At 67.8% G+C, this 13,851-nt stretch carries 12 protein-coding genes; 5 read left to right on the forward strand and 7 right to left on the reverse strand.

All coding sequences use genetic code 11. The features are described 5' to 3' along the window. The first annotated feature begins 68 nt into the window (after positions 1–68). Complete coding sequence (locus O0J15_RS15650; protein ID WP_019662152.1) at positions 69–1,706, forward strand: acyl-CoA dehydrogenase family protein; 1,638 nt, start codon at positions 69–71, stop codon at positions 1,704–1,706. Between the two features lie 281 nt (positions 1,707–1,987). Here the strand turns inward: O0J15_RS15650 and O0J15_RS15655 are convergent, their stop codons facing one another. The 3 genes from O0J15_RS15655 to O0J15_RS15665 all read right to left on the reverse strand — a co-directional run bounded on the left by O0J15_RS15655 (position 1,988) and on the right by O0J15_RS15665 (position 4,196). Next, a complete protein-coding gene (locus tag O0J15_RS15655; protein ID WP_019662151.1) occupies positions 1,988–2,398 on the reverse strand; it encodes a hypothetical protein in 411 nt (136 codons plus the stop codon). 156 nt (positions 2,399–2,554) lie between these two features. Further along, complete coding sequence (locus O0J15_RS15660; RefSeq protein WP_019662150.1) at positions 2,555–2,896, reverse strand: hypothetical protein; 342 nt, start codon at positions 2,894–2,896, stop codon at positions 2,555–2,557. Positions 2,897–3,020: 124 nt separating this feature from the next. Then, complete coding sequence (locus O0J15_RS15665) at positions 3,021–4,196, reverse strand: thiolase family protein (protein ID WP_019662149.1); 1,176 nt, start codon at positions 4,194–4,196, stop codon at positions 3,021–3,023. 183 nt (positions 4,197–4,379) lie between these two features. On the opposite strand from O0J15_RS15665, the gene O0J15_RS15670 reads away from it, so the two are divergent. Beyond that, positions 4,380–7,220, forward strand: a complete 2,841-nt coding sequence (locus O0J15_RS15670) for a S8 family serine peptidase (RefSeq protein WP_308305913.1) — start codon at positions 4,380–4,382, stop codon at positions 7,218–7,220. A 46-nt stretch (positions 7,221–7,266) separates the two neighbouring features. Here the strand turns inward: O0J15_RS15670 and O0J15_RS15675 are convergent, their stop codons facing one another. Next, positions 7,267–8,364 (reverse strand): Glu/Leu/Phe/Val dehydrogenase dimerization domain-containing protein, encoded by a 1,098-nt coding sequence (locus tag O0J15_RS15675; RefSeq protein WP_019662147.1) that lies wholly within the window; start codon positions 8,362–8,364, stop codon positions 7,267–7,269. Between the two features lie 277 nt (positions 8,365–8,641). Here O0J15_RS15675 and O0J15_RS15680 point away from each other — a divergent pair, with 277 nt between their 5' ends. Further along, positions 8,642–9,718 (forward strand): HDOD domain-containing protein, encoded by a 1,077-nt coding sequence (locus O0J15_RS15680; RefSeq protein ID WP_308305915.1) that lies wholly within the window; start codon positions 8,642–8,644, stop codon positions 9,716–9,718. A gap of 3 nt (positions 9,719–9,721) precedes the next feature. Here the strand turns inward: O0J15_RS15680 and O0J15_RS15685 are convergent, their stop codons facing one another. From O0J15_RS15685 to O0J15_RS15695, 3 genes are all read right to left on the reverse strand, one after another. Beyond that, complete coding sequence (locus O0J15_RS15685; protein ID WP_031270567.1) at positions 9,722–11,314, reverse strand: phospholipase D family protein; 1,593 nt, start codon at positions 11,312–11,314, stop codon at positions 9,722–9,724. Positions 11,315–11,383: 69 nt separating this feature from the next. Further along, positions 11,384–12,082, reverse strand: a complete 699-nt coding sequence (locus tag O0J15_RS15690; protein WP_019662144.1) for an RNA pseudouridine synthase — start codon at positions 12,080–12,082, stop codon at positions 11,384–11,386. 47 nt (positions 12,083–12,129) lie between these two features. After that, positions 12,130–12,630 carry a M48 family metallopeptidase gene (locus tag O0J15_RS15695; RefSeq protein ID WP_021203991.1) on the reverse strand — a complete coding sequence of 167 codons (501 nt, stop codon included), beginning with the start codon at positions 12,628–12,630 and terminating at the stop codon, positions 12,130–12,132. A gap of 63 nt (positions 12,631–12,693) precedes the next feature. On the opposite strand from O0J15_RS15695, the gene O0J15_RS15700 reads away from it, so the two are divergent. Both O0J15_RS15700 and O0J15_RS15705 read left to right on the forward strand, forming a co-directional pair. Next, a complete protein-coding gene (locus O0J15_RS15700; protein ID WP_308305914.1) occupies positions 12,694–13,251 on the forward strand; it encodes a DUF2058 domain-containing protein in 558 nt (185 codons plus the stop codon). 169 nt (positions 13,252–13,420) lie between these two features. After that, positions 13,421–13,687 carry a DksA/TraR family C4-type zinc finger protein gene (locus O0J15_RS15705; RefSeq protein WP_019662141.1) on the forward strand — a complete coding sequence of 89 codons (267 nt, stop codon included), beginning with the start codon at positions 13,421–13,423 and terminating at the stop codon, positions 13,685–13,687. The last annotated feature ends 164 nt before the right edge of the window (positions 13,688–13,851 follow it).

Here is a 13,851-nt window from a genome sequence, read left to right on the forward strand (position 1 = left end):
TGAACACGGGCTTGGCAGGTCATGCGGCACAATCGGGCCGCACACTTCTTGCCGCCAGGATGGACCGGATGAGTGGACCGAGCTTCAGCAGCAACGCGCCCTACGAAACCCATGTGGTACTGAACCAGCCGCCGCCGTTCGCGGGGCGGCAGTTGTGGACCGACGACGCGGCGCTGATGGAAGCCGTTCAGCGCGAAGGCGCTGGCAGCTTCGCGCCACGATTGGCGGTGTATGGCGCGCTGGCGGGTGATGAGCTGTACCGGGTCGGCTTCGATGCCAACCGCGATCGGCCACGCCTGCGCACGCATGATGCGCAGGGCCATCGCATCGACACGGTGGAGTTCCATCCGGCCTATCACCAGTTGATGGACACGGCCAAATCGCACGGGGTCGCAGGCTTGTCCTGGCATGAGCCGCAGCCCGGCGCGCACGTGGCACGTGCGGTGTTGAGCTACCTGCATCACCAGGCCGAGGCGGGCACCAGTTGCCCATTGACGATGACCCATGCAGCAGTAGCGGTGCTGCGCACGCAGCCGCACCTGGCCGAGTGGGCACGCAAGGCCGCAGCGCCGGTCTATGACCCGCGCGACGTGCCGGTGGCGGACAAGGCCGGCATCACCCTGGGCATGGGCATGACCGAGAAGCAGGGCGGCTCGGATGTACGTGCCAACAGTACCCGCGCCGAACCGATCGATGGCGAGCGCTATCGCCTGGTCGGCCACAAGTGGTTCTTTTCCGCGCCGATGTGCGACGGCTTCCTGGTGCTGGCGCAGGCGCCGGGAGGACTGACCTGCCTGCTGTTGCCGCGCCGCCTGGCAGACGGTGACCGCAATGCGTTCCGCCTGATGCGGTTGAAGGACAAGCTCGGGGATTGGGCCAATGCCTCCAGCGAGGTCGAGTTCTGCGGCGCGCAGGCGTGGCGGGTGGGTGAAGAGGGCCGCGGCGTGGCCACCATCATCGGCATGGTGATGATGACCCGCCTGGACTGCATGCTGGGCGCCGCAGCGGAGATGCGCATGGCGCTGGCGCAGGCGCTGCATCACGCACGGCATCGCCGCACCTTTGGCAAGCTGCTGGTCGAGCACCCGTTGATGACCAACGTGCTGGCTGATCTGGCGATGGAGTCGGAAGCGGCCACGGTGTTGGCGATCCGCATCGCACGCGCGGTGGATCGTGCCGGTGTGGATGCCAATGAAGCCGCGATGGCACGGTTGGGGACGGCACTGGGCAAGTACTGGCTGTGCAAGCGTGCGCCGGCCTTCGTCAATGAAGCGCAGGAATGCCTGGGCGGCGCGGGCTATGTGGAGGAGTCGATGCTGCCGCGCCTGTACCGGCAGGCACCGTTGAATTCGATCTGGGAAGGCAGCGGCAACATCCAGTGTCTGGATGTGCTGCGTGCATTGGCCCGTGAACCGGAGGCGATGGCGGCATTGCGCGGCGAGCTGGCGGCGGTGGCCGACCGTGATGCGCGCTACGCAGCGGCATTGCAGCGCTGGGCAGCGGCACCGGCACCGGAGGAATCACAGGCGCGACTGTTCTGCGAGCGCACTGCGCTGTTGTTGCAGGCAGCGCTGCTGCTGCGTGCGCGCAGCCCGATCGCCGAGGCGTTCGTGCGCAGCCGGCTGGAAGGAGAGCACGGGCTGGCATTCGGGACGCTGCCGGCGGGCCTGGAGCTGACCGCGATGCTGGCGCGCGCGCTGCCGTAGGCAATGGCCAACGGCGGTGCCCCTCGTGGTGGGCGCTGATACTGATGGATGGGCCGCGCGGGTAGGTCGCGCAGGGGGCGCCGTGAATACGTCCTTGTAGGCTCGGGCGCGCCATCCATGGCGCTTACGCCCCTGCGCAACCTACCCGCGCGGCCTTGGACGGTTTCCGTGCCGTCCACCACGGAATCAACAGAAAGAGCGGAGAGCGAAAAGCAGTAAAGCCGCGGCCATGCCGCGGCTTTTCCTGTAGCGCCGAGCCGGTGCTCGGCTGCCGGCAAGGCTCAGTGCTTGGCTTCTTCCTTGGCGGCGTTGGCCTTGGCGTCATTGGCGACATCGCGCGCCTTGTCGGCGACCTTCTGCGCGGCGTCGGCAGTGGCGTCGCTGGCGTGCGCGGCCGCGTCGGTGGCGGCGACCTTGGCCTGGTCAGCGGCATTGGCGGTGGCGTCGGCGGCCTTGTCCAGCGCCTGCTGGGTATCGGCGGCGGCCTGCTCGGAAGCAGCAGCGGTCTTGTCGGCGGCGTCGCGGGTTGCGGCAGCGGCCCGGTCGACGGCATCGCGGGCAGCGACGCCAGCGCTATCGGCGGCCTGCTGCGCGTCCTGCTTGGCCTGTTCGGCCTCCGGGCCCTTGCAGGCGGCCAGGGCCAGCAGCAGGGAGCCGGCCAGCAGGGTGGTGGTGATCGGACGAATCTTCATGGCGGTCTCCGGTACTGCAATGGATGGGGACGCCAGCCTATTCATGCCGTTGTGAAGACGGGGTCGCGGAGCGCGCTCAGTCGCGATCCACGGGCGCAAAGAAAAAGCCGCTGGCGAACCAGCGGCTTTTCCGGAACAGCGTGAAGAAAGAAGTGATTACTTCTTGGCTTCTTCAGCAGCGTCCTTGGCCTGCTCAGCGGTAGCTTCGGCAGCCTTGGCGGCGTCCTTGGCTTCGCCAGCAGCGGCGTCGGTGGCAGCAGCGGCGGTGTTGGCAGCAGCGTCGGTCGCAGCGTCGGCAGCGGTGGCGGCGGTGTCAGCGGCCTGCTGGGCAGCGTCGGCGGTCTGGGCGCCAGCAGCGGCGGCCTGGTCGGCAGCAGCCTGGGCTTCGGTGGCGGCTTCGTTGGCCGAAGCAGCGGCGTCCTGGGCAGCTTCCTGCTTCGAGCAGGCGGCCAGGGCCAGAGCCAGGGACATCGCGACCAGCAGCTTGTTGATGCTCATTGTGTAAATCCTCGTCGTTAGAATTAGGCAACGCGCATGCTGCGCGCCGACAACATGATGACAAGCCAAGATTGGGTGTCAAGCGATCCCGCATTCATTTTTGCGAAATCATCGTTAAATCCATTTAAATCAATTCGATGGCGATCGCGGTTGCTTCGCCACCGCCGATGCACAGGGTGGCAATGCCGCGCTTGCCACCGCGCGTGCGCAGGGCATTGACCAGGGTCACCACCAGGCGTGCGCCGGAGGCACCGATCGGATGGCCCAGTGCACAGGCGCCGCCATTCACGTTGAGCTTGTCGTGCGGAATGCCCAGTTCGCGCATCGGCGCCATCGCCACCACAGCGAAGGCTTCATTGATTTCGAACAGATCGACCTGATCCAGCGACCAGCCGGTCTTGTCCAGCAGCTTGCGCAGCGCGCCGATCGGGGCAGTGGTGAACCACTCCGGTTCCTGCGAATGGGTGGCGTGGCCGACGATTCGGGCCAACGGCTTGATGCCGCGCGCAGCCGCATCTTCCTCGGTCAGCAGGACCACTGCGGCAGCGCCGTCGGAAATGCTGGAAGAGCTGGCGGCGGTCACACTGCCGTCCTTCTTGAAGGCCGGGCGCAGGGTCGGGATCTTGGCGATGTCCGAACGGCCGGGCTGCTCGTCGGTGGTGATCTCGACCTCGCCCTTGCGGGTGGCGACCTTCACCGCGACGATTTCATCGGCGAACGCGCCGTTGGCCTGGGCTGCCTGCGCGCGCTTGACCGATTCGATGGCGTAGGCGTCCTGCTCTTCGCGGCTGAACTGGTACTTGTCCACGGCGCATTCGGCGAATTCACCCATCGCCTTGCCGTCATAAGCGTTGACCAGGCCGTCGTGGGCCATGTGATCGACCGCCTGGAAGTTGCCGAAGCGGTTGCCGGTGCGCGAGTTGGGCAGCATGTGCGGCGCGTTGGACATCGATTCCATGCCGCCGGCGACAACGATGCTGGCCGAACCGGCCTTGATCAGGTCATGACCGAGCATGATGGTCTTCATGCCGGAGCCGCAGACCTTGTTCAGCGTGGTGGCACCGGTCGACAGCGGAATGCCGGCAGCGATCGCCGCCTGGCGGGCGGGCGCCTGGCCGAGGTTGGCCGGCAGCACGCAGCCCATGAGGACTTCGGAAACGTCGCTGGCCGGGATGCCCGACTGCTCCAGTGCGGCGGCGATGGCGGCCGCGCCCAGGGTCGGGGTCGGCACGCCGTTGAACTGGCCGAGGAAGGAGCCGATGGCGGTGCGCTTGGCGGCGGCGATGACGATGTTGGACATGGCAATCTCGTTGATGCGTAAGCAATGTTCGGAAAGGAGACCGTGGGCCGTTGGAAGCGCCCCGGTTTCCCGGCAGACTGCGTGGGGGTCGGCCCAAGTATAGAGGGTCGGGGAGGGCCGCCGCTGGACGGCGCCGCATGCCTGCCGGGACAACGACGGGCCAATGTTCATGGGAAGGAATCGATGGAACGCACGACGACGGTGAAATCTGCCCTGGCAACCGCGCTGGCACTGGCGCTGACAGCCTGTGGCGGAGGTGGCGGGGGCGGCAACGTGCGCATTGACACACCGCCACCACCGCCGCCACCCACGACCCCGCCACCGACGCCGCCGCCGCCGGCAAAACCGCAGGAGCCGGCCTTCGACGCGCATCTGTCGGTCACCAATGCGCGTGCCGCACAGGCCGCCGGCCTGAGCGGCCAGAACGTGCGCATCGGTATCGTCGATTCGGGCGTGCAGCGCGACGCGGTGGCACTGAACGGGCGGGTGGTGGCCAACCTCAACTACATCGATCCGTCGCGCAACAACCTGCAGGTGGACGACGTGGTGGGCCACGGCACGGCGGTAGCCAGCCTGGCTGCCGGCGCGCCGGTTGGGTCCTGGCCAGGCGGCATCGCTCCTGGTGCGCAGATCGTTTCGGCGCGGATCATCGCCGACAAGCCGCCCGCCGACGATGGCAGCGGCAAGGGCAATTCCTTCAGCGGACCGCTGGGCGTGGCCCAGGTGCACCAGGACCTGATCAGCTACAACGTAAAGGTGATGAACAACTCGTGGGGCGGCCTGTACTGGACCGACCTGCCGACCACCGCGCAGGTGGCCGCCGAGTATCGCCCCTTCGTGGTCAACCACGGCGGGCTGGTGGTGTTCGCAGCGGGCAATGACGGCCGCAGTGAACCGAGCAGCCTGGCCGCGCTGCCCAGCCAGCTGGGCGTTGCCGGCTCGCTGCCGGCGGCAGATCTGGAGCGCGGCTGGCTGGTGGCGACCGCGGTGGATCCCTATGCACCGGGCACGTTGGCCAGCTACGCCAATGGCTGCGGCCAGGCCGCGCGCTACTGCCTGGCAGCGCCGGGCAGCGCGGTCTATCCCGATGCAAACGGGGGCAGCTACTACTGGAACTACGGCACGTCATTCGCGGCGCCGCTGGTGTCCGGCGCCGCTGCGCTGGTCTGGCAGCGCTATCCGTATTTCAGCAACGACCTGGTGCGGCAGACCCTGCTGGGCACTGCCAAGGACATCGGCGCCCCGGGCGTGGATCCGGTGTTCGGCTACGGCCTGCTCGACATCGGTCGTGCGATCAACGGTCCGGGTCGCTTCGACTGGGGGGATGTGGTTGCCAACGTGGATGTGGCCTCCAGCGGTTCGGCGTGGCGCAACAACATCGTCGGCAGCGGCGGCCTGGTCAAGCAGGGCGGGGGCACTCTGGTGCTGGCCGGCAACAACAGCTATACCGGTTCCACCCGCATCGAACGCGGCATCCTGGCACTGCAGGACGGTGGCGTGATCCGTTCCAACGTGACCATCCTCGGCCAGTCCGATCCGGATTCGACCGGCCTGCAGTTCAATGGCGGCGCGCCGCGCGTGATCGGCAACGTGGTCAACGGCAGCAGCGTATTCCTCACCACCGGCAACACCACCGGCACCATCGAGGGCGACTACGCCCAGCAGGCGGGCGCACAGTTGATGATCGCACTCGGCGCCAATGCGCTGCAGGTCACCGGCAAGGCCACCCTCGACGGTGGCGTGCGCGTGCATGGCTTCGTCTCCGGCTACGTGCCACAGAGCGGCACCCGGCAGGACCTGATCCATGCGGACGGCGGACTCAGTGGTGCCTTCAGTACGCCGGCCACCTCCAGCGGCCTGCAGGGACTGTCGCTGTTGCAGAGCAGCTATGGCTACGACAGCAACAACGCCTGGTTGAACCTGACCCAGGTCAGTGTCACCGGGGCAGCCAGCGGCCTGGGGGCTTCCGCCCAGGCGGCAGCACAGCGGCTGGAGGGTGCATTTGCCGCGCTCGACAAGAATGCAGGACTGCAGGGATCGGCCTTCGGTACGGCCGCCGGGGCGCTGCAGTGGACCGGCGGTGGCAGCAACGGCCTCGAGGCTAGTCTGCAGAGCCTGTCCGGGCAGGCGCACGCGCGGGCCGAAGCGGTCACCTTCGACAGCATCGACATGTCACGCCGTGCCATCGCAGAGCGCTTTGATCGCGTGCAGGCGGCGCCGCGCCTGCGCGGGGCCTGGCAGAGTGCGCTCGGCCAGGCCGGGCAGGGCAGCTTTGCCGGCAACGCCGCCGACAGCCGCGGTTGGATGGCCGGCCAGGACCTGCCGCTGGGCAGCACCGGGCTGATGGGTGTGGCCTTCGGCGAGACCCGCAGCAACGGTGGCAGCAGCTTCGGCGGCGATCGCGGGCGTGATCGCCAGGCGCAGGCACAGCTTTACGCGGGCTGGAATCTGGGCCGGGGCTATGCGCTGGCCCAGATCGGCAGCGGGCAGTTCACCCGGGCGCTGGATCGCCAACTCCTGCTGGGCGCGGGTAGTTACGGTGTTTCGGCCCGCTATGGCGGGCGCTTCAGCAGTGCCAGTGTCGAAGGCGGCTATCGCTTCGGCCGCGCGGGTGCCTCGTTGACACCGTATCTGGGCGCCAGCACCACGCGCGTGGATACCGATGCGTTCAACGAACTGGGCGGGTTCGGCTTCGGCCTGCGTGGCGATGCCAACCGCGTGCAGCGCAGCCAGATGCTGGCCGGCATCCGCGGCGAGCGTGGCTGGGGGCGCTGGAGCCTGCGCGGGCATGCCGAGTGGCAGCAGCGGCTCGAGGTTGCCGATGCGGCGTGGCAGGCCAGTTTCGTCGGCGTCGATGCCTGGGCACCACTGGCGGGCTGGAATGCGCCGCGCGGCAGTGCGCTGATCGGCATGGCGCTGGAATCGTGGTGGGGTCGCAGTGGCCGCCTGAGCCTGGGCTTCGACCAGCGCGTCGGGGGCGAGGGCGCGCGCCAGGCGGCGTTGCGCTACAGCACCGGGTTCTGAGTGACAGTCGCGCCGGGCCGCCAGCCCCGGCGCGACATCGACGCGCTCAGCCGCCGCGCAGGTTGCCCAGGCGCGGGGTGCTGCGGCCCAGCGGCATCTTCAATTTGCCGATCGACAGGATGCGGCTTTCGGCGATGCGGTCGGCCGCTCGCTGCGGCGCGATGTTCTCGCGCTGCGACAGTTCGAAGATGCGGGTGAGGTTGTGATAGATGCTGCGGATCAGGCGCATCGCGCGTTCGCGGTTGTAGCCGTCGATCTCCAGCGACACGTTCATCACGCCACCAGCATTGACCGCATAGTCCGGCGCATACAGAATGCCGCGCGCATGCAGTTCGTCGCCGATTTCCAGGCTCGACAACTGGTTGTTGGCGGTGCCGCAGATGATCTTTGCCTTGATCCGCGGCAGGGTGTCGGCGTTGATCGCGCCTTCCAGCGCACACGGTGCGAACACATCGGCATTCACTTCATGGATCTCGTCCGGCTTGACCGCTTCAGCGCCGAAGTCGCTGACCGCACGGTCAACCAGCGCGCTGTCCAGGTCGGTGACATACAGCTTGGCACCGCGGTCACGCAGCAGCTTCACCAGTTCCATCCCGATGTGACCCAGGCCCTGCACCGCGATGCTGGTCTTGCCCACTTCCTCATGGCCGAACTTGAAGCGCATCGACGCCATCAACGCCTGAAGCGCGCCGTAGGCGGTGAACGGGGCCGGATCACCGGAGCCGCCATGGACCTGGTGCACGCCGGTCACGAACTGGCTCTCCAGGTAGATGTTCTCCATGTCGTTGACATCGGTGCCGACGTCCTCGGCGGTGATGTAGCGTCCGCCCAGCGAATCGACATAGCGACCGAAGGCACGGAACAGCACCTCGGTCTTGTCCGCTTTGGGGTCGCCGATGATCACCGCCTTGCCGCCACCGACGTTGAGGCCGGCCAGTGCATTCTTGTAGGTCATCGTCCGGCTCAGGCGCAGCGCATCGGCCAGCGCCTCGTCGGTGCTGGCGTAAGGACGCATGCGCACGCCGCCCAGGGCCGGGCCAAGGGTGGTGTTGTGGATGGCGATGATCGCCTTCAGGCCGGCGTCGTGGTTGTGGCAGAACACCACCTGTTCGTGGCCGGTGGTGGCGAGGGTTTCGAATAGCATGGCGTCTCCGATGGCACGATCAGCGGCGAACTGCAGCGAACGGCCAGTGAACGGTAGGGTCCCAAAACAAAAAAAGCGACGTCGTCGGTGCAGGGGGACGGGTCGCGCGGCGCCATTCTAGTCCATTCCCCCGGCCGGTGCCGTCGACATCGCATGCCTTCCGGTTAAAGAAGATGAAAGTGCGGCCGATGCTGCGACGACGGCGGGTGGCCGGATTCGCGTGAAGAGGCAGGCGGTCAGTGACGGCAAGGGCACCACAACGACAGGGCAGGCGGCGATGACAGCGGCCTGGTGGCGATCACTGCGCGGTTGGCTGGCGCGCTCGACCGGGGCTGCGCCGTCCCGCTTGGCGGCGGTATCGCGACAGGCAGTGGCGGCAGCGGCTGCGAGCCTGCAGGGTGAGGCCCTGCCGTCTGCAGAGATCGCCGCACATCTGCAGCGCGGCCTGCACGCGTTGGCGTTGTACCCACGACTGGCCGGTGAGCCGGCGCCTGTACAGGATCCGGCGTTGGGGGAAGCGGTGGCACGCGCGCTGCAGGACCGCGACTGGGCTACCCGGCAGTTGCCGCGCCGTCCGCAGCTGCTGCCGCAGCTGATCCAGACCGTCAACGACGATGCCGCCTCCGCGCGGGTGATGGCCGCGATCATCGGCCAGGACCCGGTGCTGACCGGCAACCTGCTGCGCATCGCCAACAGCCCCGCCTACAAGGTGCACGAGCGGCCCGTGGAAAGCCTGCAGCGGGCGGTGACCCTGGTCGGTACCGAAGGCGTTCGGCAGATCATCAGCGCGGTACTGGTACAGCCGGTGATGCAGATGCAGTGCGATGCGTTCCCGCAGTTCAGCACGATCATCTGGGAGCACGCACTGCTGGCCTCGCGCGCGGCTGCAGACCACGCACGCACGGTTACCTTCGGTGATGCTTTCGCCGCGCAGTGGCTGGGCCTGGTGCAGGGCCTGGGCGCGGCGCTGGTGATGCGCCAGCTGCTGCAGGAAGCCCAGGCAAGTGGTGAAACCGTGGAGCCGGCGCTGGCACTGCAGCTGCTTCAGCAGTGGTCGTTACCGCTGGCACAACGGGTGGCGGCTGCCTGGGAGCTGCCCGAGCCGGTGCATCAGGCGCTGTTGCCGGAGGCCGAGGGCCCGCTGGCCGACAGCCTGCGCCTGGCCAGCGCCGCTGCGGCGGCCAGCCTGCTGTGCCGCCATGGGCATGCCAGCCAGAGCCGCATGCTGGCCCTGCTGGAACAGCTGCCTTCGGCACCGCCGCATGCATTGCGCTGGATCTGGCGGCGACTGCATGGGCGCAGCGTGGAAACGCTGGATGATGCCGGGCAGGAAGCCACCGATCCGGGGCGCTGAGCGTTACAGCTGCGATTCCAGCGGTAGCCAGCTGATCACCCGCGACAACCAGCGTTTGCGCGCCGTTGCCCCTGGCTCTTCCTCCGCCCAGTGCGGTGGTGGTTCGCGCTCCAGCCAGCGCAACCGGCGACGGTCGTCCAGCGCCAGCCACCAGCTGTGCCTGGGATCCGCCAGGCGCAGGTACTCGCCGCGCAGCTGTGCACCCAGCAACGGATCGTCGAACAGCACACCCATTTCAGTGTTCAGGTAGGCCGAGCGCGGATCGAGGTTGAATGAGCCGACGAAGCCGCGGCGGTCATCGACCAGGAATGCCTTGGTGTGCAGGCTGGCGCCGCTGCTGCCGAACACGCCCGCATCGCCGGACTGCCCTTGTGCCTTCAGCTCATACAGGTGGACGCCGGCTTCGAGCAACGGCACGCGGTAGCCCATGTAGCCGCCGTGCACCGCGGCGACGTCATTGGCAGCCAGTGAGTTGGTGACCACGCCGACCTGCACGCCCCGCCGGGCCATGGCCGAAAAGCCATCCAGGCCCTCGTTGCCGGGCACGAAGTAGGGCGAGATCAACAGGGCCTTGTGCCGGGCGGCCTGCAGCTCGCTGGTCAGCGTCGAAACCAGCCACGCGCCGCGATCATCGTCGCGGTGCTTCATCGGCGGGTCCGAGACGATGCGCACTGCACGGCTCCAGCGCAATGGCTCGGGACTCGGGCGCTGCCGTCTGCGCGATTCGGCCACGCGCGCAAGGTAGGGCTGGGCCACGTCACGCTGGGCCTCATGGTCCGATTCGCGTATCAGCAGGCGCAGCTGGGCATCGGTATGGAAGGCAAGCGCCGATACCGGAATGGCGGCCTCGCTGTTCCAGTAGTCGTCGAAGATCCGGCTGGCCTGCTCCACGGCAGGGCCGGCGACCAGCAGGTCCAGGTCCTGGAAGTTCACATCGGTGCGCGCGCTGAAGTATTCCTCGCCGATGTTGCGGCCGCCGACGATCGCGACGCGGCCGTCGGCAATCCAGCTCTTGTTGTGCATGCGGTGGTTCACGCTGAAGAACCGTTGCACCATCTCCACCATGCGCAGCAGGCCGGTCCGGTTGCGGAACGGGTTGTAGAGGCGGATTTCAATGTTGGGGTGCCGGTCCAGCGCCATCATCAGGGCGTCCTTGTCCTTGGCGTTCATGTCGTCGAGCAGGATGCGCACGCGCACGCCGCGTTCGGCGGCGTCGTACAACGCCTTGGCCATCAGGTGGCCGATCAGGTCGTCGTGCCAGATGTAGTACTGCAGGTCCAGGCTGCGCCCGGCGTGGGTGGTGATCATCGCGCGCGCGGCGAAGGCATCCATGCCATCGCTGAGGAAGGCCACGCCGGACTGGCCGGGATGGGCCTCCTGCAACGGAACGATCTGCCGGTCGATCCGCGTCTGTGCCGGCTGCAGCGGCAGCACGTGCGAGGGCGTGCCCCGTGCCTGCGGGGTGAGATGGTCGGCCAGCAGCAGCCCGGACAGGACCAGCAGCACCAGTGTGGCGAGGATGATTGCAGCAACGCGAAGCAGACGTCGCCACAGGGGCTTGGGCAGGCTCATGCGCCGATGGTAGATCCACGCCATGCGTGGATCAAAGGCAGACGGTGCATCGCAGAAGATCCACGCCATGCGTGGATGACGGGGACTTCCCTGTCAGAACCGCTCGTCGCTGCCCAGGTAACGCCACTGCCCCGCAGGCAGCGGTCCCAGTGCCACGCGGCCAATACGCAGCCGACGCACGGCCGTCACCTGCAGGCCGGCCGCGGTGACCGCCACGCGCAGGCCCTTGGCGGTCAGGCCCTTGCCCGCGAAGCGCAGGCGCTGCTCGCTCTGCCAGCTGACCTTGGCACCGCCGGATTCCTGCTGCAGGCGCGCCAGCAGCCATGGGCCACGCTCAGGGCCGCCTTCGGCGACCTCGATCAGGTATTCCTGCTCGGTGCGTCCCAGGTTGCGCTGAAGATGGGCCAGCGTGGCCGGGTCCTGGCTGACCACCACCAGGCCGCTGTCGCTGGCCGGAAGGGCGGCCGCCAGCTGCAGTCCGTGGAAGTGGCGCTGCAGCGGACGGATGTCGCTGGCGTCCAGCTCGCTGCGGCTGTCACTGCTGACCAGCGCGCACAGGGTTTCGGCGGCAACGCCAGCCGGTTTGTGCAGCAGCATGCTGACCCGCTCGGCCTTTTCATCGCTGGCCTGCTCGGCCACCACGATCACCGCGCTGTCATCGACCGGACGCTGCGGCTGTTCCACCACCTCGCCATTGACCGTGACCCAGCCGCCTTCGATGTAGCGCCGCGCTTCGCCGCGCGGGATGCCGAGCAGGGCGGACAGGCGTTTGTCGAGACGGATCGGTTCCATGGCAGGCAGGTCGGGCAGTGGGCGCGCAGTGTAGCTGCTGCGGCCGGTCAGCGCTGGCCGCGGTTGGCCAGCTCGGTCAGGTACAGGCGGGTATCGAATTCCAGCTGCAGGTAATCCGGCTCCATGTGCTGGCACAGCTGATAGAAGGCCTTGTTGTGGTCGGCTTCCTTCAGGTGGGCCAGCTCATGCACCACGATCATGCGCAGGAACGCTGCCGGTGCCTGGCGGAACACGGTGGCGATGCGGATCTCGCGGCTGGCCTTGAGGCGGCCGCCGTGAACGCGCGAGATGGCGGTATGGGTACCCAGCGCGTGCTTGATCACTTCCAGCGTGTTGTCGTAGCAGACCTTGTTGAGCGGCACCGACTTGCGCAGGTAGCGGTCCTTCAGCTCCTGCGTGTAGTCGTACAGCTGGCGGTCGCTGCGCACGGTGTGCGGGTCGGGGTAGCGCTGCTGCAGCCATGGGCCGAGCTTGCCCTGTGCCAGCAGGTCGCTGACCTGGGCGACCAGGGGTTCGGGATAGCCGGTGAGGTACTTCAGGACTGCCATGCAGGGGTGGCGGGGCGTCGGTAGAATGGGGACATCCAAGATTACACGCGGTACACATCGACCATGGCAAAGCCCAACGCGCTGCAGGAACAATTGCTCAAGGCCGGCCTGGCCAAGAAGTCGCAGGCCAGCGCCGCCGCGCGCGAGCAGGCCAAGGCGCGGCAAGGCAAGGCCGAATCGACGTCGGCCGAGGTCCAGCGCGAGGCTGAGCGTGCCCGCGCCGAGAAGGTCGAGCGCGACCGCGCACTGGCCGCCGAGCGCAATGCCCAGGCCCGTCAAGCTGAACAGAAGGCGCAGGCGAAGCAGATCATCACGGCCCATGCCGTGCCCCACAAGGGCGACGACGAGTACCGCTTCAGCGATGGCACGGCGATCCGCACTCTGCTGATCGACCCCAAGCTGCGCAAGGCGCTGTCGGTGGGCGTTCTGGTCATCGTTGCCCATGGTGACGGTTACGCCGTGTTGCCGCGTGCTGCCGCCGAAAAGGTGCGTGAACGCGCGCCCGAAGCGATCATCGTCGACCACGGCCAGCCGGGCTCGACCGCCGAGATCTCCACCGGCAACGCCGAGGACGACGCCTACTATGCGCAGTTCCAAGTACCGGACGACCTGATCTGGTGAACAAAAAGGGGACGGAGGGGATTAAGTCGCAATCGGATTGATCGAACCCGTGCGCGTTCCACTCAGCTTGCTGAAGCCCCGCCGAGCATGGCTCGGCGCTACAGGAAGGCATTCCTTTTACCGGGGTGTATCGTCCCCATATCAGGCGACACACCTGCGGAGGATGGCCATGGCCACCGGTTGGGCGGGAGACGGCGCGGTCCAGGACCAGATCGACGCCACCGTTGATGATGCGATCGCCCGCGCGCGGCGCCAGCTGCGCGAGGGACCCGGTCTGGAACACTGTGAGGAATGCGACGCGCCGATTCCGTTGGCGCGGCGCCAGGCCGTGCCTGGTGTGCGGCTGTGCGTTGCGTGCCAGCAGGCGCGGGATGACGAAGAGCAGGCGCATGCCGGGTACAACCGGCGTGGCAGCAAGGACAGCCAGTTGAGGTAAAGGTTGTTGGGCAGGGCTGCACCCTGCACCCGCCGAAGCCTTCAAGCCAAGGCAGCAGCAACAGCAAAAGCTGGCATTCCGTGGGGTGGCGGGGGGGGGGGGGGGGGGGGGGGGGGGGGGGGGGGGGGGGGGGGGGGGGGGGGGGGGGGGGGGGGGGGGGGGGG

This window comes from Stenotrophomonas sp. Sm10 (genome assembly GCF_030985515.1).
GTDB lineage: Bacteria > Pseudomonadota > Gammaproteobacteria > Xanthomonadales > Xanthomonadaceae > Stenotrophomonas > Stenotrophomonas hibiscicola.